We start from the raw sequence: 25833 nt of genomic DNA, 5'->3' as shown, positions 1-25833 counted from the left end.
TTTTAAGAGTTACTATTATTTGAAGATATTTGTATAAATAATGCTATGCGTAGACATAGCATGGCTTAAAAGTAGTGGTTTTTCCAGAGAAAAACAAAAACAGATGAGATTTTATTAAAGCAAATATATTAATAACACAATACTACATTTATCATTATCAATATATACTTTAATGGTATCCTACCATATCAGCAAAACACAATCGATTAACATGGAAAGCATTCTAGGATTGTTTGAAAAAATGGAGCATGAATACCGAAGGCAGTTACTTCATGCTGCCTTTGGCCTTCTGGTGCTGCTTTTTCCTTTTATCGGAGCTGAGATATTATTATTACTGAGCTTCTTTGTCATAATGGGACTGACATTTCTTCCTGAAGATTCACCGATCAATAGATACCTTTACAAAAAACCACTCCCCGGTTCCAGAGAAATGCTAACTGGCAATATCAATGAGGGACTAAAGAGTGCAAAGAATCTGGCTATTGCAGTATTTATCTTAATGCTGATAAGTTCACTACTGGATTTCACATCATATCGGTTTCCATTATATGTGATTGCAGGTGCCATCGCCATATCTACCTTCGGTACCAGTGCTGCAAAATTTATACGCCACAGAAAGAAACTGCAATCTCTTCGCTATGAGCCTAAAAACATTGATGGACATGAATCCCATATATTACCATCAAGTATTGTGCTTCTTGGCGTGGGAATAATAACAGCATACATTGCAGGAACATGGTTTTTGTACTGGCAGGAATCAGACGTTAGTTCAAATATGCTATTCTTCCTGGCTGTCATTGGTTCCATAACAGGTGCCCTTTTTGAATCAATACCCACACGTATCGATAACAACATTTCTGTTCCACTGGGTTCGGGGATGTCTATGTGGCTGTTCAGTTCTTTCGGATACTCAGTACCGGCACAACAGATGTTCATTGCACTTATCTTTTCATTGGTCCTGGGCTATCTGGCCTATAGGACTAAAATAGCTGACCTTTCAGCACTTTTCAGTGCAGCCCTGCTTGGTGTGCTAATTATCGTATTCAGCGAACTCTTTTGGTTCATACTCCTGCTTACTTTCTTTATTCTGGGAGGAGCCTTTACCAAATTCAAATACAAATATAAGGAATCCATCGGTCTTGCACAATCAAAGGGCGGAGTCCGAAGTTATGAGAATGTTTTCAGTAACAGTACAGCAGCCCTCATACTTGCGATTTGCTATGGAATATATCCGCAACATGCAGAACTGATAATCTTTGCCTATCTTGGCACTGTGGCCACAGCAACCGGCGACACGCTGGCAAGTGAGATAGGAACGACTGCACACTCACAACCAATAATGATAACAACCCTGAAGCCCACACAAACAGGAGTTGACGGAGCAGTATCAATTCTCGGTGAACTCGCAGCACTTCTGGGTTCAATGGTTATAGGATTGCTTCCTATCCTCTTCGGAAGAGTTGATCATGTGTTCCTTGCCCTGGCTGTTACTACCGCAGGCGGCTTTTTGGGAACGAATGTTGATAGTCTGCTTGGTGCAACCCTACAAAAAAGGGGACTACTTTCAAACAGCGGTGTTAATTTTGTAGCGACCTTTGCAGGTGCCATTATATCAGGAGCACTCTACCTTTTGCTGATATAATAGCATTTTTATCAACGCAAATTGATCTTTGCCACACCACTTCTGACTGCTGCTTCTGCAACTGCGGATGCTACAGCTTCTACAACTCTTTTGTCAAGCGGACCCGGAATTATGTAATTTTCATTGAGCTCATCATCTGTAACGATGCCTGCAAGTGCAAACACCGCTGCCATTTCCATTTCCAGAGTTATATCGCTGGCACGTGTATCCAGAGCTCCGCGGAATATGCCGGGAAAACCAAGGCAGTTGTTTATCTGGTTTGGACAATCCGAACGACCTGTTGCAACCACTCTTGCACCTGCATTTTTAGCAATATTGGGCATTATCTCCGGAATGGGATTGGCCATTGCAAATAAAATTGCATCATGGGCCATGAATGAAACCATTTCGCTACTTACTATCCCAGGTGCTGAAACACCTATGAATACATCGGCACCAACCAGCGCATCTGCCAGCGTTCCTGTCATATTTTGCTTATTTGTCAGGTTTGCAATCTCTTCTTTTTCGGGGTTCATACCTTCTTTGCGTTCTTTGTAAATCGTTCCGCGACTGTCACATACAATGAGCCTTTCAGCACTGACACCAGCGTACATCAGTTTGAGAGCTATTGCTTTACCTGCAGCTCCGGCTCCCGATATAACTACACTTATATTATCCATTTGTTTTCCAACAATCTTCAAAGCATTGATAAGACCTGCGATGGCCACGACTGCCGTTCCGTGCTGGTCATCGTGGAACACAGGTATAGGAAGTTCCTTACGCAACCTTTCCTCTATCTCAAAACAACGGGGAGCACTGATGTCTTCCAGATTGATGCCACCAAATGCAGGTGCTATGTGTTTAACTGTCCTGATTATCTCTTCAGTATCTGTTGTGTCAAGACAAACAGGAAATGCATCTATGCCTGCGAGCTCTTTGAATATCAGGGCTTTACCTTCCATTACAGGTAAAGCAGCATATGCACCAATGTTCCCAAGACCAAGGACAGCAGACCCATCTGTAATTACTGCTACAGAGTTCTTTTTCATGGTGTATCTGTAAACATCATCCATATTCGCTGCTATTTTTTTGCATGGTTCTGCAACTCCGGGAGTATAAGCAAGACTCAGATCCTCTATATTATTGAGTGGAACCTTTCCACTTATGCCAATCACTCCACCGGCACTTTCATGCAGTTCTAATGACCGCTCTCCCAGACTGTTGTCACTTTCCTTACACATTGAGGCTTTTAAATCTGCATCCATTTCACTCACTCCCCTAATATTACCATTCAAATATTATTAACATATTTAAATAGGGAATGTCTTCAAAAAAGTTATATGTTCGCATAGACTAAGATTATAGTATGAGTGCAGGAGTAAAAGGTATTGCAAGAGAAACACTTGATTTTATACTTGAAGTAAGCAAATCCACATACCCAAATGAATTTGCAGGTCTTTTGCAGACGAAAGATGGAATCATAACAGATATTCTCATTCTTCCTGGCACCGAATCCAGTGAGGTAAATGCAGTCCTCAAGCTTTTCATGATGCCAAATATATCAGCAGTCGGGTCAGTACACAGCCACCCCAGTTCTATTATACGACCTTCAAAAGCAGACCTGAGACTTTTCAGTAAAACAGGAAACCATCATATTATAGTTGGACATCCCTTCGGACCTGAAAACTGGAAATGCTTCAACGGAAGCGGAGAAGAGATATCCCTGGATGTGCTTGATGTTGAGATAGTGGATGATGAGATACTTTGAGCTGGATTTTTCGAATAATTCTAAAAACGGTTCTGTGTTACAAGCACTGCTAGAAGCATAGGTATAATCCGGACACATTAAAGGTATTGTTACCTCAAATGTACTCCCTATGCCAAGTGTGCTTTCAAGACATATAGAACCACCCTGGACCTCGACAAACTTTTTCACTATGGTTAATCCAAGACCTGTGCCGGCAAATTTTCGATTGAGAGAAACATCGAGTTGCACAAAAGCATTTTAAAATCTCTGTTGGTCCTCTTCTGATATACCGATGCCGTTATCCCGAATTACAATGTGTAGCTCTTCATCATTATTTTTTGTGACGGACACTAAAACATTGCCGCCTGATGGTGTGAATTTAATACCATTGCTTATCAAATGATGCAGTATTACTTTTATCTTGGATTTATCCGCATAGATCACATTCATGCTAGGGTCAAGATTTAAATCCAATTTTACTCCATTTTTGAAGGCGTTTGAACACATCATTCGTTTTATATCAAAGATCATAGATGGAAATGAGACAACTAAAAGGTGAAATGTTAAAAATCACATATCTAAAAAACAGAATATAAGAACAACTTGAAGAAAACTGCCACACATCCGAAAAGAAAGCAAATGGATGATGGATTATCCATTTGCCCTTTTCCACACTAAACCCCACTTAGACCCAATTGTATATTTGTGTGGTACACATTAAAAGCTTAAACTACACCGTGGTAACTAAGGAATGAGTAATATGTCAACAGAGCAATCATAAGGGAGAGGAGCAATGTCCCGAAGCTGTACGAATTGTAATTAACGTGGTATTCTGTCATGTTTTATCATGATAAACATTGTTTTGATTCTATATAAACTTTATTACGATTTATCATGATTAATCATTTGCTTTGTAGAACTACGAACAATTTACAAGATTCATTAACAATAGATAAGTATCAGAAAAACAGAGAAGATAGACATTATTCAGATGAGGGGGAACATGAAAACACAACAAAACATGGATGATATCAAGAGATATTTCTCACAGGAATGCTTTGCATCAAATTCAGGTATGAATCTCACTTTTGTTTCAAAGGGATATGCAAAAGCAGAGATGGAAATAGAGAAAAGACATCTTAATATCCTGGGTACTGTCCACGGAGGAGCCATTTTTACATTGGCAGATATGGTTTTTGCCGCCGCATCCAACTCCTACGGGACTGTAGCAGTTGCCATCAATGTCGACATAGCTTACGTAAAAGCCGCAATGAAAGGAACCCTTTATGCTGAAGCTAAGGAAACATCCATAAACCCGAAGATATCAACGTATGTAGTAAATGTAACTGATGATGATGGAGATATTGTAGCTATATTCAACGGAATGGCTTACAGAAAGAAAAACAAACTTGAAATTCCTGAAGAATAAGACTTATTTGTACAATAATAACATCAAAAACATTCAAAAAACAGTTAAAAAAGCTGGATGATCAAACCAGCTCTTTTGGCTGCCTGTTTTCAGGCAATGAAGGTAATTTCGTAGAACTTACAAGCAAAGGTGAATCAACTTCCTTTGCTCTTTCAAGAAGCAGTTCCTTTCCTCTTTGCGTAAGTCCGAAAAGAGGGACCGCATTCCCGACCTGTACAAGTGGCTTTACAAGGTCACGTATGTTTTTTGATGCACAGCTGGTTACAATATCAACATTGTTCAACAGCTCCTGTGCAAAATCCCTGTCGATACCGGTTACATGTGCACCAATTATGGTCAGCTCGAGACCCAGTTCAGATTCCAGTTCCCTTAACTGCTTTGCAGTTTCCGGGAAAACAACGGTTACTGCTATCTTCTGGTAACCAAGTCCGGCAGCCTTCCTGGTAGCTGCAACAGGATCCAGCTTTGCCGTTGATGGATCAAGTACGATTCCACCACGTTCAGTTATACCGTTGATGGTTTCATCAATTGGTTCAGTCTCAACAAGACCGGAAATACGGGCACCCATACCCTGTACAAGATTTGGGTTGTTGGATATCACAGAACCTGCGCCATCACATGCAGTAACCGTTGTGTCAAGAAGACCACGGTTAAGTCCTGTCATCATAGTCTCGGAAGCACCAAATCCAACAAATATATCCATGTCAAGCTGACGTTTACCTGTGAAGAGACCAAAATCCCTGATTCGGAATTCCATATTCTTCTTAATCTCTTCCTTTGTAATCTCAGTGATACCCCGCGCTTTATCAAAGATCGGACACCAGCTGATAAGAGGTTCACTAACCTCTACAACTTCTCCATTCTCTACAACAACTCTTGCCTTACCCAATATTTCCATTACATGTGCCATCGTTTTTCACCTTTTATAAGAAGAATAATTGTTCATTGTACTTAAAGAGCATTTCTTCTGTCAATGACCTTCTTTGACTTACCCTCTGAACGTGGAATAGTACCCTTCTCGACAAGTTCCACATTTGTCCTTATATTGAGTACGCCTTTTAGCTCATTCTCCACATGCCTGCGCACAGCGGCAAGGTCCTTCAGTTCACCGGTGAATGCATTTTCCTCGAGTTCCACCTTTACCGTGATCTCATCAAGCATCTTTACATTCCTGTCAAGGATGACCTGGAAATGCTCTGTTACTTCAGGAATATTGACTATGACATCTTCGATCTGTGAAGGGAATACGTTTATACCCCTGACAATAAGCATATCATCGGCTCTTCCGAGAAGTCTTGATATACGAGGCGTTGTTCGACCACATGAACACTCACTTTCAAGTAATCTTGTGATGTCTCCGGTCCTGTATCTTATAATTGGAAGTGCTTCCTTTGTAAGTGACGTGAGTACAAGTTCTCCCTTCTCGCCTTCTGCGACCTGCTCTCCATTCTCATCAAGTACTTCTACATAGAAGTGATCACTCCATACGTGAAGACCATCCTGCTCCTCACATTCAAAAGCAACTCCCGGACCCATAAGCTCCGAAAGACCATAGGAATCGTATGCCTTGATATTCAAGGCATTCTCAAGCTGTTTTCTTGTATTGGATGACCAGGGTTCTGCACCAAAACAACCAACTCTCAGAGAAAGTTTGTCAACAATATCCATTTCCCTTGCAGTTTCTGCAAGATAAAGAGCATAAGAAGGAGTACAATGAATTGCAGTGACACCGAAATCCATCATCATTTCAAGTTGCCGGCAGGTATTGCCTGTGCCACTTGGAACTGTCATGGCACCCATGCGTTCCACGCCGTAGTGGAAACCAAGACCACCTGTGAAAAGTCCGTAGTTCACAGCATTCTGGAAAACATCATTCTTGTCAAGACCGGCCATTGTAAGGTTCCTTGCCATAAGGTCTGACCAGTTCTCTATATCGTTCTTAGTGTAACCGACAACAGTTGGTTTTCCGCTTGTACCTGAAGAAGCGTGTATTCTCACAACATCCTTTTTTGGAACAGCAAAGAGTCCAAAGGGATAATTGTCCCGAAGATCTGTCTTTCTTGTGGTAGGTAACTTGCTGATATCATCCAGCGATCTTATATCATCCGGGGTGATGCCAAGCTGCTTGAATTTTTCTTTATAAAAGGGAACATTATTATAGACCGCTGCAGCCGTCTTCTTTAAGCGTTTTAGTTGTAGTTCGGCAAGTTCTTCCTTTTTCATCGTTTCGTATTTTGGCTGCCAGTAATTCATGGGGGACATCTCCGCAAACACCTTTCATATAAGTACATCTTTGAGTGTTTAAACCTTTATATAAACTCATATATGCTTTCGTCATCGAGAAGCTGGTTTTTAAACACCAAGAGAGGAGTATTAATGAATAATTAATTCGTGTACTGAGGTATGCGTCAACATGACATACATAATACATGAATATAATGGTTAGTCCGGACTACAACGCCTAAGAAATGGTTATGTTTAAGGTATTAAATATGCCATTGTTTGGTCGTAAGTATCACACAAGGATCATGCGATACAACATAAAGAAGGTCAGAAACTCATTATTTTATGAAATTATCCCTACATAGCTAATATAAATAAGTAAGGACAAATTTCACAGATATGAGTAGGGGGATCATTATCATCGTGGAGTGAAGAGATATCTTGTCAAAAAATACCGCTGAACACAAAGATCTCACAGAAGAGGAACTGATCGAACTTATAAAATCCAGGTTCTTTGGAAGGAATTATCACAAGAAACTCCTCAGTGTTCTGAAAAAGAGCAGCCCATCGTATCATAGCGAACTTCTCAGAACTGCCCGTATGCTGCTCGATAAAGACTGGATGCTTGCAGGAGTTTTCCTTGAAAATCTTCCCGATGCAGCAGAGAATGCAGGGCCTGAAGGAATCAGGAAATGGGCAGGTACCGGGATGAAGATATTTGACCAGGATAAGGATCTGGCCATTGATTATTTTTCATATTCCCCTCCGCTCTTAAATGATCTGAATGTCAATGAACTGGAAGAGTGGGCCCTGAACGGCATATGTATATTTGAAGAGAATCCATCCCTTGGAAAAACTTATTTTTCCCTGAAGTCTGAGATCTCAAAGGAATTCATTGAGAGAATTAAGGGGTCTGCGGCACTTAATGAGATCGTAAGCGTTCTAAGATACTATGCCCTTGGATTATCAGGTGTCAATTTCAACATTCTTTCCCGAAGGATGTTAGAAATGGAGGAAGAATCCAATTCCGTAAATCCTGTGATTGCAGGCAAGACCATCTACCTTACACCCAGGATCAAGAAATACGGTGATTTTGAAGATAACTTCAAGATATACAAGCTGAGCATAATGCATGAGGTTGGTCATGTAAAGTTCAGTTCCCATAAACTAGAACTTGGTGGGGCAGCAGAACTGATGGCAGATATCAGAAGAAGGTACACAACCATAAAGAAAAGAACTTATCTGTCAGGTCTGCAACCCGAGGGTGTCATTGATATCGCTGACATCATAGCTCTGTTCCCCAACCAGCCGCTGGCAGGAACAATACTCGGCATTCTGGAAGATGCCAGGGCCGAGTACCTGATAATGGAATACTACAGGGGAGTTCGCGCAGACCTTGAGAGGATAAGATACCAGATGCTTCTGACAAGGTCTACTCCGACAGGTTACCTAGAAGAGTTCATGGAATCACTTCTGTGGATCTCGATACGACATGAACCTGTTTACAACATTGGTGAAAGGACAAAGGCTCTTCTGGACCCGGTAAAGGCTTTGCTGATGGATAGGATATTCCGGAAAGAATCATCCATTCTTGATTCCCTTGATACGACCTTCAGGATATACATCCTGCTTGATGAGCATATGGGTCCACTGAGTCAGAAGGAGTATGAGGTACTGAAGAACCTTGACTATCGTGGAGTGAGTATTGGAGCATATGACAAGAAGGACCCTCTTTCCTCCAGATCACATGATAATATTATCAGGAATTTCATTCCCGAAAGTGAAGTGGAACTGGCAGCAGAGGAAAACTGGCCACAAGAGGAAAAGGTCAAACCTCAGACCTATGCTACAGACAAGAACTGGAAGATACTGGGCAGTTACATGTATGAAGAATGGGATGCTGTGATCAATGATTATAAAGCAGACTGGTGTACGCTCAACGAGATCGAGCCTAGTGGTATGTCCAGTGATTATTATAAGGATGCTTCAAAACAATACAGGAATGAGATATCTCTGATCAAACAGGTATTCAACAGGATGAAGCCGGAAACATTCCGCAGGATGAAGGAACAGACCGATGGAACTGAGGTAGATATCGACGCCTTCATTGATGCCCTGATACAGAAGAAATGCGGAATAAATCCTGATGATGGTCTCTACCTCAGATGGGACAAGCATGAAAGGGATGTTGCAACTCTTTTTCTTATAGATGTCAGTTATTCCACTCATAAAATGGTTAACTATGAGGGAAAGAGCATATTGGATGTCGAAAAAGATTCTCTTATCATTATGATGCAGGCTCTTGAAAGTATAGGCGATAAGTATGCGATCTATGCTTTTTCCGGCCAGACCAGAGATGATGTTGAATACTTTGTTATAAAGGAATTCGATGAGGAACTATCGGAGAACGTTGCACGCAGGATAAGTCTGCTGGAACCGGTATCCAACACAAGGCTCGGACCTGCCATCCGCCATTCGATCAGGAAACTTGAAAAGGTAAATGCAAAAACAAAGATAATGATGCTTTTATCAGATGGCGAACCCTTTGATAGTTCCAGGGGAGAAAGCGCATACAAAGGAAGTATTGCTGAAGAAGATACCAGAATAGCCATAAGTGAAGGCAATGCCAGAGGAATACATTTTTTCTGCATAACCGTGGATCCGGATCCCAGCAAGTATCTTGACAATATTTTCTCTGGCGCAGGATACACGATAATAGATGATGCCAGTTCACTTCCAGAGACTCTTCCAGTGTTGTATAAGAGGATTACTACCTGATACTGCAATACTGTTGCATTAATACTTTTGGTTTTAAATCTTCTTCAACTTCATATTTTAAGTAAAAATTTCAAACATCCGTTGTAATAAATCATCTCATCCATCGGAATGAAGTCCCTCGTAAATTATATTCATACATGTATATTCAATCATAAGTACATAAATTAATAATTTACACAGAATTTTAATGAATATGTGTACATAATATCTATTTTCATGTACACAAATTAGGATTTGATGTCATAACAGTTTAAACAATGTCCATTCAGTTCTCTCATTGGATAGCAATGGGATATTCTGCAAAACGTCGATTACTGACAGGAATGATTTTTCTCATCCTTTTCCTGTGTACTATTAGTGTAACAGTAGCTGATAGCAATGATATCTCCACTGACATTGTATCCAGTTACAAACTGCTTCCGGAAGAAGGCATTGTTAAAGTCTCCAAGGAAATTACATTCTCCAACAACAATGAAGATACTAAATATTGGAGAGGCTACTACTCTAATTACAACTACAATCTTCCCGATGGAGCAACAGGTATAGAATCCTATGACAGCGAGAATACACTTGCATTTACAAGATCTGCTGAAGGTTATTATGTTTTTTATTTCAACCAGAAAGTGTGGTATGAGGGAAGTTATACATTCCACATCGACTACGAACTTGAAATAAACAAAAATACAGCTGTTTTTTCCTTAAGTGAATATGGGGACAATATAGAAGTTACACTCGAAGTACCATCGGATTTTGATACGCATATAGGCAGAGATGATTATAAAGTAGAAGTAAAAATGTATTCAAGCGTATACATATTCGAAAAAGGAAAGAACTGGGATAGAGCATATACAGTCAATTCCGTTAGATCATCACCACGCCTGACAATGGTAGATACAGCCCACCTCAAAGAGAGAGATGTAGAGATAAAGGTAAGATACTGGGAAGGTGAAGAGCAGTGGGCACAGGACATCATGCAAACAACAGTTGAGAGTCTGGCATTGCTTGAGGATAAATGGGGAATTGCATATCCTGCTGAGTACAATATCACCATCACACAGGCAAATCTAACTGAAACCGGCGGATATGGAGGGTATAACCAGGGAAGAAGCGGAATATGGCTGCTATATACTTCCAATCATGGAATACTCATACATGAACTTGCACATTACTGGACACGTGCCTGCAACTTTGACCAATTGTGGATGGATGAAGGTTATGCAGACCTATATACATATTTGGTCCTTAGTGAAATGGAACCTGATGAAGCAGACTCTAGACGTGACAGATTCCTTGACAAATACGAAGATCTGAAGGATCAATATGATTATCCACTATCGGATTGGAGCACACCTGAAAGTATCGATGATTCTACTGAAGAACGTGTGGACTTCGGATATAAAAAAGCATTTTACCTGACATTTACATTATATGAAAAAATAGGTATTGATTCATTGCAGGAAATGAACCGGCAATTCATAAATGCTGGAAATGATATCAGTAATGCGGATTACCTTAGTATTATTAATTCCGTTGCAGGTCAGGATATAAGTTCTATTGAAAGCTGCATATATGCTTAAATCAAATTCTTGTTGCTTTAATCTTTTTTGAAATGATTTAAATAAACTAATTTTATAAAATATTTTTATCAAATATACTTTTGGCGAATATATTTATAACTTATAGAAGCATATGGTTAGTAGGGTAGGGTGGAATGCAATCACATTCCAGTGTATATTGAAATTATCAGCCGTTTATTACTCCTGGGGAAAGTGGGAAATGAATGGATACTCTAGCAACACTGAACATAGCATAGCAGGCATAGCGGATCTAGTTGATACTATACTGGATGAGACATCTGTAGAAGAAATGTTAAAGATACTGGTAGAGCGGATACCATCCTTGTTTTCTGAACCTGAAAATATGTCCGTTAAAATATCATGGCTTGATGAGCATTGTGAATCTGATTCCTACAGCAAACCTGGTATTATTCTTACCAGTGATATTACTGTAAATGGCAAGAAAGAAGGCTTCATTGAGATCATAATCGCAGGCAAGGATACAGAAATTGAAAATAATGCTGATCTAATCCATAATTATGAAAAGATGCTGCATCTTATTTCCAGAATGATATCGCTCTTTTTTGAAAAAAGAAAAAAAGTAATGGAATTAGATAATATTGAAAAAAAGATGAGGAGTTACTGCAACAAACTTGAAGATTACCTATTTGTCGTGAATTCAAATGGGAATATACTTGACTTCAATACAAGTTTTGAGACCTGCACAGGATATACTGCAGAAGAACTGCATCAAATGAATATCAAAGACTTGTTGACCCAATGTTCAGATAATTTTGAAAACTCCCCCATGATAAAAGATGCTGCTGTAAAAGGAAGCTCGACATTCGAATTTGATCATAGGTGTAAAAGTGGAGAGATAGTACCTATGAGCATCACATGCAAACCACTTGCAAACAATGATGAAAAGACATTCATCTGTGTTGCAAGGAATATCTCTGAGGCAAAAAAAGCCGAGTTGGAACTGCAGGAGTCTGAAAGAAAGTATTCAACCATCGTGGAAAAAGGAAATGATGGAATTATTATCGTTCAGAAAGGACTCGTAAGATTTGCAAACTCGAAAGCACTGGATATTACCGGATATGAATATGAAGATATTATCAATGAACGCTACCTTAAACTTATTCCAACCGAAGATCATCAAAGATCCATTGAATGGCTCAACCAATGCAATAGCAATATTGCCAATAAAGCAATATTCCATGTCGATCTGCTGACGAAAAACAAGCAGGAGCTACCTGTTGAGATCACAGGTTCTGTTATTGATTATGAAGGCAGTGAAGCAAAACTTCTGATTCTAAGGGACATCAGCGAAAGGAAATGCATTGAAGACATCCTAAAGCAAGAAAGGGATAAACTTGAGAATTACCTGGATGTCGCCGGTTCTATAATAGGGATAGTTGGTGTTGACACAAACATTACGTTTGTTAACAAAAAAGGAGCTGAAGTTCTTGGATACACAAAAGATGAGATCATAGGTGCGAGCTGGTTTGACAAGTTCCTTCCCGAGAGTGTAAGGGATATTACCAGGGAGAATTTTATAAAGGTAATTAATGGGGAGATAGATCCACCGGAATACTTTGAAAACCTGATACTCACTAAAAGTGGTGAAGAAAGACTGATATTCTGGCATGATGTCCCTCTTGAGGATGAAAATGGCAAGCGCATTGGCGTAATAAGTTCAGGAGAGGATATTACAGAGAGCAGAAAAATGGAAGCAATGCTAGTAGAGTCGGAGAATAATCTCAAGACGATATTTAATAATATTGATGACCTGATATCGATTCACAAACCTCATGGTAAATTCATAGACGTTAACAAAGCTGCAGTCTCTTCCACAGGATACACTAAAGATGAAATGCTTGAAATGTCTCCAAAAGATCTGGTGTGGCCAGGAATGAGACCCATGATGGATGGCTATACTGAACGCATAATGAAAGAGAAGAATATTATTTTTGAGATATATGATGTTCACAAGAATGGTTCCTTATTACCTCACGAAGTTAATTCAAGATTAATTGAATACAAAGGAGAGCAGGCAATTATCTCAGTTGCAAGGGATATAACTGAGAGAAAGAAGGCTGAAGAGAGGTTAAAGAGATATGCAGGTGAACTCAAGCATTCAAATGAACTGAAGGATCTGTTCACTGACATTATCAGACATGACCTGCTAACGCCTGCAAGTGTTGTCAAGGGTTACACTGAAGAACTTATTATGACCATCAATGATGAAAATGCGCTCAAACTTGCGGAAAAGGTTCGAGATAACAACGACAGGCTCATAGAACTTCTGGAAACTGCTACTAAACTTGCAAAACTGCAAAAGAATGAAGATATTGTTTTTGAAAATATGGATATAGTTCCTATTTTCAAGATGGTTCTGGACAGTTTCAAAACACAGCATGAAATGAAAGAGCATGAAATCGTCTTCACAGCAGACGGGCCTTGTCCTTCTGTGGTCAATACTGTTATCGAAGAAGTTTTTGCAAATCTGCTTTCAAATGCTATAAAGTACAGTCCACCTAAAAGCAGGATAGAGATAACTTTTTCAGATGAAAATAATATGTGGAAGACCAGTGTTACCGATTTTGGAATTGGTATTTCGGATAAAGATAAACCTCTTCTTTTCAACCGTTTCCATCGTGCCGATAAGAAAGGCATCAAAGGAACTGGCCTTGGTCTTGCCATAGTCAAAAGAATAATAGAACTGCATGGTGGCAAATATGGTGTTGAGGATAACCCCGCAGGGCATGGCAGTGTTTTCTGGGTCATGCTGAAAAAAGCATGATGTTATTATTATCCAATTGATGCATGGGAATACTGAAGCCAAAAATACTATATTTTCCGTATTCGCTCCTTACCCAGACATCGCCGCTATGAAGTTCGACCAGTTCTTTGACAAGGGACAGACCCAATCCTGTACCCCTGTACTTACTCATAGAAGGTGCATCTATCTGAGAGAATGGCTTGAATAATTTATTAATGTCATGTTCTTTAATCCCTATACCATCATCTTCAACTTCAATGTGCACCATATCTTCAACAGCCTTGCACCTGATGATTATATTTCCATTATCTCGAGTGAACTTGACTGCATTCCCTACAAGATTATAAAGAATCTGCTTCAACTTTCCGGAATCTGCTTCAACCATTTCGATTTCCTGTTCTATAATGACATCGATCAATATGTTCCTGACATTTGTTGATGGCCTCATCTTTTCTGCTATATCATTGATTATCGAAGGAACTGAGATCTTTTCATATTCAAGCTCCATCTTTCCAGCTTCTGTTTTAGATATATCAAGTATATCATTTATGATTCCAAGCAAATGATGACCACTTGTGGATATATTATGAGCATACCTTTTTTGTTTATCACTTAAAGGTTCTAAGCTTTCATTTGCGAGAATGTCAGAAAACCCTATAATGGAATTGAGAGGAGTACGAATCTCATGGCTCATGCTTGCTAAGAATTTGCTTTTTGCATGGCTTGAAGCCTCAGCAAGTTCTTTCGCCCCCTTTAGTGCCTTTTCCATTCTTTTTCTTTCCGTAAGGTCTATCTCCATAGAAAATATCTCTAATTTGTCTTCAGCTACCGGAACACCGGAGTAGCTGGAAAATACAGGAACTTCATTTCCATTCTTATTGAGGAAAGTTGTTTCAAAGGTGTTAGTGTAATTGTTTTCGTCCTGTGTGGAAACAACGATCCTGTCAAACTCATCCCTGCTTTCAGCCGGGACTATAAGTTCGGTCATTTTCTTCCCTATAGCTTCCTTTTTGGAATATCCGTACATTTTTTCACTTGCAAGATTCCAGTAATGCACAGTATGATTGGAATCAAAACCCTGGACAGCAACAGCAGGTACATTATCAATGAAGCTCTGGAACTTCGCTTCGTATAAATGAAGTTTGTTCTCCTGATCCTCCACGGTTCTTGAAAGAGCTACCTGTCTGCTGATTATCATGTGAACTATATTAGCGGTTAACAGGATAAGGATAAATGTGAGAGCTTTGATGAATGTCACATCTCCCGGAATAAGGCCATTTACAAGAATATTTTCAAGCCAGTTGCCAGTATACAACCATGCCTGATACAAAACTAGAACAAAGATCAAAAGAGTAGTGACTGTCACTGAATATGGTCTTTTGAACCATTCTTTTATCCGAAGCGGATCCATATCCTTTTGATCACTTTTTATAGCGAATTCCACCTTATGCGAACTGCAATATGCCTGGAAAAACAAATCATAAATATATATCAATCAGACTTATTTTATACAATAAATATATTAAATAAAAAGAATACTATATATACATTTACAATGAAGACATTCGATTTTTGACAGAAATTATTCAGTACATCATATATCAAAATTGGAGGAGAAGATATCATGCCCGATATAGAGTCATTTTCGAGATATTTGAATATTTTGCTGTTCCTTGCACTGGTTAATTCACTTTTATCAAGATTTGCAGTTATCAATTCTCCTATATCACCTGCACCAGGAGTTTCCAGCATGTATTTTGCTGTAGCATTCATGATAGTATTCGCCCTTTGGTACGGAATATGGGGTGCTTTTTCAGCATATCTTGGTTGTATGATCGGAGCCGGAATACTTGCAGATGTACCTTTTTCATTGAATGTGGCATGGTCACTTGCAGACCTCTGGCAGGTACTTATCCCCCTAGCTGCCTTTGCATATTTCAAAGTGAACATCAGAATGCGGACAAAAAGGGATATGACAATATTTGTTCTCTTTGCCTGTGTACTGAACAATCTAGTGGGCGCCTTGTGGGGCTCGTTAATGTTAGTAACCAATGGAGTCATCCAGTGGACAGAGTTTTTTGTGACATTTGAAGGGTGGTTCATAGGCAATTTAATTGCTACACTTGTAATTGTACCCCTTTTACTCAGGTACATCACCCCATATGTTCAGCAGACAAGATCTTATGTACAAGGATACTGGATTTAAACTTCCAGCATCCAATAATTAATAGGACAAAGACTGGAATTTTTACTATTTCTAAACAGTTATATATTATAGTGAATAATACATACACTCTATTATAAAAATAAACACATAATATAATAGGACATGATATGTCTTCAAAAATCAACAATCCTTCTGTTTTTAATCTTGAAGCGGATTCAATGGACCTCTGGGAAAATGGAATCATTATACTATCACCAGATGGAACCATTTCTTATGCAAATCAAAGCTGGAAAGATTTTGCACAAAATAGTGGCCTGGATTCTCTTAAATGCACTGAAGAATCCAATTATCTGAAATCCCTGGATGAATTAACAACTGAAAGACCGGATGAAGCTGTTAGTACAGAGAAAGGAATAAGGAATGTAATTAATGGCAATACGAAAATATTCAAACTGGTATTTCAAAAGATTATCTGCAAGAGATATTCAAACCCTTCAGACAGGCAGATTCTTTTCTAACTCGTGAATTTGAAGGGACAGGGCTTGGCCTTGCAATTGTAAAGAGATATGTGGAATTGCATGGTGGAAATATTCAGGTTGAAAGTGAAACTGGTAAAGGAAGTACTTTTACATTTGTTATTCCACTGAAAATGGAAAACAACTGATCCTATAACCAAGCAACCTTCTTTAGGAAATGTAAACTCAATACCGATATTAGAGAGATCTCATTTCATAAAAATAATTATTTCCACTAATCCTCTTAAAACATGTTGTTGTTCAACAAAAACACATTTATATATTAGAATTATCATATTATTTGCAAGAATATTAATCACCACACGATCAACGTGTAATTCTCATAACACAAACTCATGAATAATTATTAAATACCCTGATTTTTCACTTTGACAAAGACACATATCTGACATACCACACAGGCAGCACGCCATGTTTTAACCTAAAATGGACGATTTTATGAAAATGGAAGAAGATCAGTGCAGGGAAAACATGGAGAAAATGCAACTCATCAGTTTCTCCCTGGACACAATAAGCGACGCTGTCTTCTGGGCAAGGTCCGATGGACAGTTCTTCTATGCCAATAAAGCAGCTTGCTCTTTATTAGAATACTTGCAAGAAGAGTTATTGGCCATGAAAGTCTATGATGTCGATCCTACCATTTCAAAGGAACTCTGGCCTGAAAAGTTTGAGATGGTTAAACAGAAAGGATCAGCCACATTAGAAGCTACCCATCGTACAAAATCTGGCCGTGTTTTTCCTGTTGAGATCACAGTCAACTACATGAGCTACGAAGGAAATGAGTACAGTTGCACTATTGTCAGGGATATAACTGAACGTAAAAAGAATGAAGATGCACTGAAAGCAGAGATCACTAAGCGACGTATTTTGACAGAACAGTCTGCAGACGGGATTGTCATCCTTGACCAGAATTCTAAGGTCTACGAGGCAAATCAGAGATATGCGGACATGCATGGCTATACGCTTGAAGAGACACTCAAACTGCATATATGGGACTGGGATGCTAAATACACTCGCGAACAATTAATGGAAATGACCCGACTTGCTAACAGTGTAGGCGTTATCCATGAAACTAAACATCGACGTAAGGATGGCACTTTACTTGATGTGGAGATAAGCGGGAACGCTTCCATGTTTGGGGACGAAAAACTGATCTTTTGTGTATGCCGGGATATTTCAGAAAGAAAGCAGACGGAAGAAGCATTAATTGCCGCTAAACAGGCTGCTGAGGATACTACCCAGAGTAAGACAGAATTCCTTGCTACAATGAGCCACGAGTTAAGAACCCCACTGAACTCCATAATAGGTTTTTCAGACCTGATGCTTCAAAAGATTCCCGGAGAACTTAACGAAAAGCAGAACAATTACATGGATCACATTTCAAAAAGTAGCAAACATTTGCTTCAACTTATCAATGACATCCTTGATTTCTCAAAGGTAGAAGCAGGCAAAATGGAACTTCACTATGAAACATTCTATGTTTCTGATGCTGTAGAGGAAGTAAGAATGTTAATTGCTCCTCTGGCAGCAAAAAAGGATATAACTATAGATATGGATACAAAAATTGATCCTGACCTGAGCATTAATGCAGACCGGACAAAATTCAGACAGATCCTCTACAACCTTACAGGCAATGCTATCAAGTTCACGCCAACTAAAGGATTCATAAAAATTGGTGTAAAGCGTTCCGAAGATATGATAGAGGTCAGCATAAAAGATAACGGCATAGGAATCGCTCAAGAGAATACTGCCAAACTCTTCCAGCCGTTCAAACAACTTGATCAATATAATACACGCGAGCACGAAGGAACCGGATTAGGGCTTGCAATTGTCAAGAAGTATATAGAACTACATGACGGCAATATATGGGTACAGAGCAAGCCGGGAGAGGGTAGTACCTTTGCGTTTGTGATTCCTGTTGAGCCTGAAAATACCTGAACATTGGTATTCCATTACCTGATTAAAACCATATCAACTATGAATCTTTTTTATGCTTCTTCCGGTGTACTTTCTGTAAACCGCTTCGATAGTGAATGCTAAAGCCAGCATCAAAGCCAATATGAGAATATCTTTTGGCGAGTTAGTCAATGTGTACCAGACCAGGGTCAATAATGCAATTGAACAGACAATTACACCTGTTATGGGTATCCACCTGTTGCTTCCGGTCTTCTGATGAAGGCGGGCATTAGAAGTGTTTACTGCTCCAAATATAAGCAAGAATCCTGCACTTCCCATTATTGAAATACTGGACAGATCGAACACGTTTGCTACGATCAATGTTAAAAATGAAGTTATCAGCAGACCTTCGATTGGACGATTCCATATCTTTTCTTCCAGTATCTCAGGCAATTCTCCATCTTTGGCTATGATAAAGCTCACACGTGAAGCACCGTATAAGGTTGCGTTAATAGCTGAAGTTGTTGATAACAGGGCTGCAACTGCAATTAAATTGAAACCAAAATTCCCCAAAAAAGGCTTTGCAGCTACAGCAAGAGCATAGTCCTGAGCCTGTACGATGGTGTCTGTTGACACATTCCCAACGGTTACATAGGCTATCAGGACATAAAGCGCAATAACAAAGACAACGGCTGAATAATATGCACGGGGTAGTGTCCTAGCAGGATATTTTACATCCTTTGCTGTGTTTGCGATCAGTTCAAACCCTTCATAAGCCAGGAAAATTATCATGCCCCCGGCTACAAGCTGAAATGGGTTGGTCCCTGTTATGAGCTGGAGCGGCTGTGACTTTAAACTCCATAGACCGCCTCCAATGAAGATAAGCAGAATAGTAATTTTAAAACCAATTATCCACTCTTCGGATTTTCCAACGACTTTTGCACCAATAATATTCACCATGGTCAATGCTACAATAATAATGCTGGTAAGCACATGTCTTAAAACTGCCTGCATGGTATCCGGGAAAAATGTGGAACCATAGCTTCCAAAAGCGTAGGCATAGAGCGAGAGCATTACAACATAGCTCAACCACAGAAGAACATTAAGCCCTCCTGTAATCAAACCCGAACCAAAGGCCTGATTCAGGAATTCCACAGTTCCACCTTCGGAAGGATAGCAGACTGATAATTTTGCATAGGAATAAGAAGTTATCAAAGCGACAAGGCCGGCAAGTGCAAATGCAATAGGAGTCCCACCCTGCCCAAGTTTCACAGCAAGGCCAAGAACTGCAAATATCCCTCCGCCAACCATGCCGCCAATACCTATGGAAACTGCGGAGAGGTAGCCTATGGATTTTACAGATGATGCGTCTTTCATAAATTAGCCCCATCGCATACTGATCTGGTTTTTAATGTCCTTCTTGAGTATTTTCTATAAGTCCATTCTACTATAAAGCAGAATATAATAACTACCGCAAATACGATCAATGTTGTTACTGAGTGGAGCAGTTCATAGTAGATGAGAATCCCTAAAAATACCAAGCTGCTGAATAAAGATGCATATATCAAATAGCGTTTTGCACCGGTTTCCCCGGACAAACGCAGGTGGGATGTATTGACTGCTACATATATCACCAATAATGAAGCACTTGCAAGCATACCAATTCCTTCAAGGTTCAGGAGATTCGTACACAGAATAACAAGACCTGAAGTGATGAACAGACCCTCGGTGCTTCTGTTCCAGACTTTCCTCTCAAAGAATTCAGGCAACTCACCTTCCTTAGCAATGAGATAACTTACATTTGCGCCACCATAAAGAGATGCATTGATGGCTGAAGATGTTGAAAATAGGGCAGCTATTGCCATTATTTTGAATCCTATATCACCCAGAAAAGGCTTTGCAGCTGCTGCCAGTGCATAATCCTTTGAGGTGGATATTTCTGACATGGATAGATTCCCGATAACTGCAAAACTTACGAGAACATAAATGCATATGACGATGAGAACGCTCAGATACAGAGCTCTGGGGAGAGTCTGCCCGGGATCATCCATATCCTCTGCAGCATTGGTTATTAATCCAAAACCCTGATAGGCAAGAAATACGATTCCTGCTCCATAAAGAATATTAGGAGTAGTTGGGAATTGTGCGATTGACAGGTTTACAGGCTGGATGAAAAAAAGCCCCGAAATGGCAAAGAGCAGGAGAATCCCTACTTTTATTGATACAATGAACAGTTCTGACCTGCCTACAGCCTTTGCACCTATGAAATTGATAGCTGTAAAAACAATAATTATAGCTGTGGCAAAGATATTTGACCATATCGCCGCGGAGCCAGCAGCTATAAAGGTCATTCCATAAAGGGCAAATCCTTTTGCATAAAGTGCAAGTCCGAATATATATCCGGTCCAGAGAAGGAGATTTAATCCACCGCTTAATATTCCGTCACCGAAACCCTGAATAAGAAACTCAACAGGACCGCCTGCGGAAGGATATCTTACTCCCAACTTAGCATAGGAATATGTGCTTAACAGAGCGATAGCTCCTGCGATTATGAAAGATATGTAGACTGCATTACCGGATATCTGGGTTGCTGTTCCGAATATTGAGAAGATACCTGCACCTACCATTGCACCGACGCCAATGGAAGTAGCTGATAACAGGCCCATTGATTTGTTTTCAGTCATCAAAATCCTATAAGATGTTTTTATGACATGTTATAAAAATTAGTCACTTGTTACCACCATTTTATGCAAACACGGCTAAAAATAATCGTACCACTGCAAATGGTATCTTACCTTGATGATGAGTGAAGAATAGGGAGAAAAAGAAATGATGTGAAGCACCTGCAGAATCCATACACAGACAGAATATGTCAATCTAACTTGCTTAAATATGCTTCATCATGACCAATACTTTCCTTTTTTCTTTTCCTACTTCATACCACTCTTTACCGCAAAATGTGTATCCCCACTTCACGTAAATATTCTGAGCAGCAGTATTGCCATCCCATACACGTAACCACACTACATTGAAGCCTTTTTGCTTAGAAATTGCTTCTCCATTCTCGAATAGAATCCCTCCAACTCCTTTGCCCCTTGATTCATTCTTAACATAAAGGCGCTGCAATTCTATTGCCTTGTTATCTGTGACACAATCTGGTACTTCAGAATTCAGAATTTTTGCGTAGCCACATATTACTCCCTTTGAGTTCTTGCAGATTAAATAAAGAGCTTCTGAGCTTTCCATCTCACGTTTGATTAGTTTTTCCGAGAAAGCACCATCCACATAGGCCCTAAGTTCTTCCATAGGAAGGGTTAGCTTATATGCATCTATAAATGATTCTTTCCCGAACTCGGAAAGGAAACTAACATGCGATAAATTGGCTTGTTCTACATGAAGATGGGGCTTCATACTATCTCCTAAAATCAAAGTTCACCTGCTTGCTCTGGAAGAAAAAAATGCCAGATCGAGTGGAGTGTACTGTCGGTCTATAATTTCAAAATTGAGGTCAGAATATTTATTAACTTTTTTTGAGGCAAGATTTACCTACATAACTACCTGATAGTTTCAAGGTTAACCTTTATTTTTTAAATTGAATTCAAAGGTGGAAATTAGTAGATCTATTCGGTCTTATGAGCAAAATGATAGTATCCAGATATATACGACAAAAGATACTACAATGAATATGTACTCTCCTACAAACAACACATAATTAAATATGATTCATAGTATAATTTGCACTATCAATAAAGAGGTTTTTTTACTCATATAATAATTACACAATATTCATCAAAAAAGCATTGTATATACCCATTCTTATTGAGGAGTATAGGATAGCTGCAAAATCGGCATAATTCTTAATTAAGCCATTAATAATTAAAACTATCAACATGTTATGATTTATATATAATAAATACAAATATAATTATAGGCATTGTGCCAAAGTTAAACTAACATAATGAACACACAATATGCCTTAAAACTATTTTCTAAAATTCAAGTGACTCAACAATAATTGGGCTTTAAAAATAGCAATAAATGATGATCCAATGAAAGAGAATCTAAGTTCTTCAAAATGTGTTATGGATGAAATTAAAGCAGACTATACACAACTATTCAATAATGACCATACTATTATGTTGCTTATTGACCCAGAGAGCTTGCAAATCATTAATGCTAACAACGCTGCTTCTAATTATTATGGTTGGTCATGTGAAGAACTCAGACAAATGAAAATAAGCCAAATAGACATAATGTCTGAAGAAAAAATAAGAGCTGAGTTCTCTGGAACTAAAAAAGGGATGCAAAATCACTTAATCTCTAAACATCAACTGCAAAATAGTGACATACACAGTGTTGAGATTTGTGCGGTACCGATAAACACCAAAGAAAAAACCCTTCTTTGCCTCATAGTTCATGACATATCTACTACAAAGAACGTCATCGGAAATATAGGAGCTGAGAATGCACTAAAAGAAATTGAAAAAAAATATAGAGGCATCTTTGAAAATGCTATCAATGGTATAGCAATACATAAAATAATTCTTGACGAGAATGGCAAGCCGATAGATTACATCTTCCTTGATGCAAATGAAGCATTCGAAAAAAATACTGAACTTAAAGTAACTGATATCATTGGAAAGTGTGTTACTGAAGTTCTTCCAGGTATCGAAGAAACATCCTTGATAGAAACATATGGAAAGGTTGTACTCACTGGCATCTCTGCTAATTTTGAAACATTTGCACCACAATTAAATAAGCATTATAATGTTAATGCCTATAAAGTGGACAAAGATTGTTTTGCCACTGTATTTCAAGATATTACTGAACGTAAAAATGCAGAAATTGCACTAATGAATAGTGAAAAACGACTGCAAACATTAATAGATACTATTCCTGATCTTGTATGGCTTAAAGATATTAATGGTGTATTCATTGCATGTAATCATAAGTTCGAACAATTTTACAATGTTGGTGAAGAAGAGATCATTGGAAAAACAGACTATGATTTTCATGATAAAGAACTTGCTGATTTTTTTAGACAGAAGGATATAAAAGCATTAGAGGCTGGTAGGTCTTTAATTAATGAAGAAATAGTCACCCGTGTTGCTGACGGTTATCCTGAATACATAGAAACGATCAAAACTCCAATGTATGATTCTAATGGGGATCTTGTAGGAGTGTTAGGTATTGGTAGAGAGATTTCGGAAAGAAAGAAGGGTGAACAAAGGATTGCAGAAGAAGCTGTTAGAAGACGCATATTCTTCGAGCAATCGGGCGATGGAATTGTTGTTATCGATCAGAATGGAAAGGTCGTCGAGGCGAACAAAAAATATGCTGATATGCTTGGCTATCCTATGAATGAGTTACTTCAGCTTCATATATGGGACTGGGATGAATCATTCACTAGTGAAAGGTTATCCAGAGCAATTAGAACTAATGACCAATCGCTTAATCATTTTGAGACAAAGCACCGTCGTAAGGATGGTAGTTCATATGATGTAGAGATAACTCTTAACGGTGCCCATATATACGGACAAAATCTGGCATATTGCATCTGCAGGGATATTACTGAAAGAAATAGAGCTGCAGAAACATTAAAGCAAGCAGAACAGAAACACAGACAGGCATCCCAACTATTGCAGGAAGTTATTGAAAGCCCTAAAGATGTTGTTATATTTGCTCTTGACAAAGATTACAGGTACATTGCTTTTAATAAAAATCATCAGATGACAATGGAACATATCTGGGGTAACAGGATAGAAATTGGTGTTATCATGCTTGATTACATCAAAGATCCTGCAGATATGGAAAAGGCAAAAGCTAATTTTGATAGGGTACTTGCAGGAGAAGCTTTCACTGTTATTGAAGAATACGGTGATTCCTCACTCAATAGAAGATGGTATGAGAATGTGTACAGCCCACTTGAGGATGACGAGGGAAATGTTATTGGACTTACATTGTTCTTAACAGACATAACTGAAAGCAAACAGACTGAAATGGAGTTGCTGAGGAAAGAAATACAACTGCGCACTGCACAAAGTGTAGGGAATGTCGGAAGCTGGGAGATGGACTTCACTTCCCGTATGGTCGATGCATCTGAAGAATCAAGAAAGATCTATGGAATTGAAGGTGAACATCATACAATAGATGAGATACACAGTATAGTGCTACCCGAATACCGTCAAATGGTATTTGATGCAATGAGGGCCCTCATAACAAAAAACATCCGTTATGATGTTGAATTTAAGATTAAAAGGCCCAGTGATGGCAAAATTCGTGATATCCATTCCGCTGCAGAATATTCTGCTGACAGGAACATGGCTATTGGGATGATCCAGGATATCACTGAAAGTAAGCAGGCAGTACTGGCTCTTCTTCAGGCTAAAGCCCTAGCTGAAGAATCAAATAAAATTAAATCAGAGTTCATTGCAAACATGAGCCATGAACTTCGCACACCACTTAATTCAGTTATTGGTTTTTCCCAGATTTTGAATGAACAAATATTCGGCGATCTGAATGAAAAACAAATTAATTATATATCCAATATACTAAAAAGTGGTAAACATCTGTTGGAATTGATCAATGACATACTCGATATTTCAAAAATAGAATCTGGAAATATAGAATATGAACCTGAAATAATTGATTTTCAGGAATTTATGGACGAGACAATAGTATTAATGGACCCTCTGATCAAAGAGAAGAATATTGATTTTAAAATCAACATCGGATTCGAGAAGTTAGAAATAAATGCTGACAAGATGAAAATGAAACAGATCATGTACAATCTTCTTAGCAATGCCATCAAATTCACACATGTAACTGGCAAAGTATGGCTTGATTCAAAAATAATGAATGGAAATGTTCAAATCTCTGTATCGGACAACGGGATTGGCATTCCTTTAGAACAACAGAAAGCTATATTTGACTCATTTAAACAAGCCAGTTCATCTACAAACCGTACTCATGGCGGAACAGGATTAGGGCTTGCGATTGCTAAACATTACATAGAAATGCATTCAGGGGAAATACATGTTGAAAGCGAGGTTGGCAAGGGAAGCACTTTCACGCTTACAATACCGATATAATCTT

Annotated in this window: 18 protein-coding genes and 1 pseudogene; 11 read left to right on the top strand and 8 right to left on the bottom strand. The window is 38.9% G+C overall.

The genetic code is table 11. The features are described 5' to 3' along the window. Positions 1-229: 229 nt before the first annotated feature. Positions 230-1642 carry a TIGR00297 family protein gene (locus RE476_RS03210; protein ID WP_309308959.1) on the top strand — a complete coding sequence of 471 codons (1413 nt, stop codon included), beginning with the start codon at positions 230-232 and terminating at the stop codon, positions 1640-1642. 11 nt (positions 1643-1653) lie between these two features. On the opposite strand, the gene RE476_RS03205 is transcribed toward RE476_RS03210, so the two are convergent. Then, the gene (locus RE476_RS03205) at positions 1654-2886 is read right to left on the bottom strand and encodes an NAD(P)-dependent malic enzyme (RefSeq protein ID WP_309308958.1); all 1233 of its coding nucleotides are present in this window, start codon (positions 2884-2886) and stop codon (positions 1654-1656) included. Between the two features lie 101 nt (positions 2887-2987). Here RE476_RS03205 and RE476_RS03200 point away from each other — a divergent pair, with 101 nt between their 5' ends. Further along, positions 2988-3389: a Mov34/MPN/PAD-1 family protein gene (locus RE476_RS03200; RefSeq protein WP_309308957.1), complete on the top strand. Its 402-nt coding sequence runs from the start codon at positions 2988-2990 to the stop codon at positions 3387-3389. A 90-nt stretch (positions 3390-3479) separates the two neighbouring features. Here RE476_RS03200 and RE476_RS03195 read toward each other — a convergent pair. After that, positions 3480-3818: pseudogene (locus RE476_RS03195) on the bottom strand (sensor histidine kinase); the annotation flags it as partial. A gap of 553 nt (positions 3819-4371) precedes the next feature. On the opposite strand from RE476_RS03195, the gene RE476_RS03190 reads away from it, so the two are divergent. Next, positions 4372-4797, top strand: coding sequence for a PaaI family thioesterase (locus tag RE476_RS03190; RefSeq protein WP_309308956.1), 426 nt, complete (start codon positions 4372-4374; stop codon positions 4795-4797). A 61-nt stretch (positions 4798-4858) separates the two neighbouring features. Here the strand turns inward: RE476_RS03190 and RE476_RS03185 are convergent, their stop codons facing one another. Together RE476_RS03185 and RE476_RS03180 are read right to left on the bottom strand one after the other, a co-directional pair. Next, a complete protein-coding gene (locus tag RE476_RS03185) occupies positions 4859-5707 on the bottom strand; it encodes a methanogenesis marker 8 protein (protein WP_309308955.1) in 849 nt (282 codons plus the stop codon). 41 nt (positions 5708-5748) lie between these two features. After that, a complete protein-coding gene (locus tag RE476_RS03180; RefSeq protein WP_309309550.1) occupies positions 5749-7050 on the bottom strand; it encodes a phenylacetate--CoA ligase family protein in 1302 nt (433 codons plus the stop codon). Positions 7051-7461: 411 nt separating this feature from the next. Here RE476_RS03180 and RE476_RS03175 point away from each other — a divergent pair, with 411 nt between their 5' ends. The 3 genes from RE476_RS03175 to RE476_RS03165 all read left to right on the top strand — a co-directional run bounded on the left by RE476_RS03175 (position 7462) and on the right by RE476_RS03165 (position 14160). After that, positions 7462-9798, top strand: coding sequence for a nitric oxide reductase activation protein NorD (locus RE476_RS03175; protein WP_309308954.1), 2337 nt, complete (start codon positions 7462-7464; stop codon positions 9796-9798). A 257-nt stretch (positions 9799-10055) separates the two neighbouring features. Beyond that, positions 10056-11375 carry a M1 family aminopeptidase gene (locus tag RE476_RS03170; protein ID WP_309308953.1) on the top strand — a complete coding sequence of 440 codons (1320 nt, stop codon included), beginning with the start codon at positions 10056-10058 and terminating at the stop codon, positions 11373-11375. Positions 11376-11574: 199 nt separating this feature from the next. Then, complete coding sequence (locus tag RE476_RS03165) at positions 11575-14160, top strand: PAS domain-containing sensor histidine kinase (protein ID WP_309308952.1); 2586 nt, start codon at positions 11575-11577, stop codon at positions 14158-14160. Here the strand turns inward: RE476_RS03165 and RE476_RS03160 are convergent. Next, positions 14141-15583, bottom strand: a complete 1443-nt coding sequence (locus tag RE476_RS03160) for a PAS domain-containing sensor histidine kinase (RefSeq protein ID WP_309308951.1) — start codon at positions 15581-15583, stop codon at positions 14141-14143. The two genes, RE476_RS03165 and RE476_RS03160, sit on opposite strands and share 20 nt — an antisense overlap. A gap of 180 nt (positions 15584-15763) precedes the next feature. On the opposite strand from RE476_RS03160, the gene RE476_RS03155 reads away from it, so the two are divergent. From RE476_RS03155 to RE476_RS03140, 4 genes are all read left to right on the top strand, one after another. After that, positions 15764-16345 (top strand): MASE1 domain-containing protein, encoded by a 582-nt coding sequence (locus RE476_RS03155; RefSeq protein ID WP_309308950.1) that lies wholly within the window; start codon positions 15764-15766, stop codon positions 16343-16345. Positions 16346-16473: 128 nt separating this feature from the next. Further along, positions 16474-16824, top strand: a complete 351-nt coding sequence (locus RE476_RS03150; RefSeq protein WP_309308949.1) for a hypothetical protein — start codon at positions 16474-16476, stop codon at positions 16822-16824. After that, entirely contained in the window at positions 16752-16970 is a 219-nt protein-coding gene (locus tag RE476_RS03145) for an ATP-binding protein (RefSeq protein ID WP_309309549.1), read from the top strand. The genes RE476_RS03150 and RE476_RS03145 overlap by 73 nt, the downstream gene beginning before the upstream one ends. 316 nt (positions 16971-17286) lie before the next feature. Further along, entirely contained in the window at positions 17287-18780 is a 1494-nt protein-coding gene (locus RE476_RS03140) for a PAS domain-containing sensor histidine kinase (RefSeq protein ID WP_309308948.1), read from the top strand. 33 nt (positions 18781-18813) lie between these two features. Here RE476_RS03140 and RE476_RS03135 read toward each other — a convergent pair whose 3' ends face one another. The 3 genes from RE476_RS03135 to RE476_RS03125 all read right to left on the bottom strand — a co-directional run bounded on the left by RE476_RS03135 (position 18814) and on the right by RE476_RS03125 (position 22149). After that, positions 18814-20115: an APC family permease gene (locus RE476_RS03135; protein WP_309308947.1), complete on the bottom strand. Its 1302-nt coding sequence runs from the start codon at positions 20113-20115 to the stop codon at positions 18814-18816. Beyond that, positions 20112-21422: an APC family permease gene (locus RE476_RS03130; RefSeq protein ID WP_309308946.1), complete on the bottom strand. Its 1311-nt coding sequence runs from the start codon at positions 21420-21422 to the stop codon at positions 20112-20114. The genes RE476_RS03135 and RE476_RS03130 overlap by 4 nt, the downstream gene beginning before the upstream one ends. Positions 21423-21624: 202 nt before the next feature. After that, positions 21625-22149 carry a GNAT family N-acetyltransferase gene (locus RE476_RS03125; RefSeq protein ID WP_309308945.1) on the bottom strand — a complete coding sequence of 175 codons (525 nt, stop codon included), beginning with the start codon at positions 22147-22149 and terminating at the stop codon, positions 21625-21627. A 671-nt stretch (positions 22150-22820) separates the two neighbouring features. Between RE476_RS03125 and RE476_RS03120 the strand changes: the two genes are divergently transcribed. Further along, positions 22821-25829 (top strand): PAS domain S-box protein, encoded by a 3009-nt coding sequence (locus RE476_RS03120; protein ID WP_309308944.1) that lies wholly within the window; start codon positions 22821-22823, stop codon positions 25827-25829. Positions 25830-25833 lie beyond the last annotated feature (4 nt).

This window comes from Methanolobus mangrovi, from assembly GCF_031312535.1.
Taxonomy (GTDB): domain Archaea; phylum Halobacteriota; class Methanosarcinia; order Methanosarcinales; family Methanosarcinaceae; genus Methanolobus; species Methanolobus mangrovi.
This window is presented reverse-complemented; position numbering and strand designations above follow the sequence as displayed.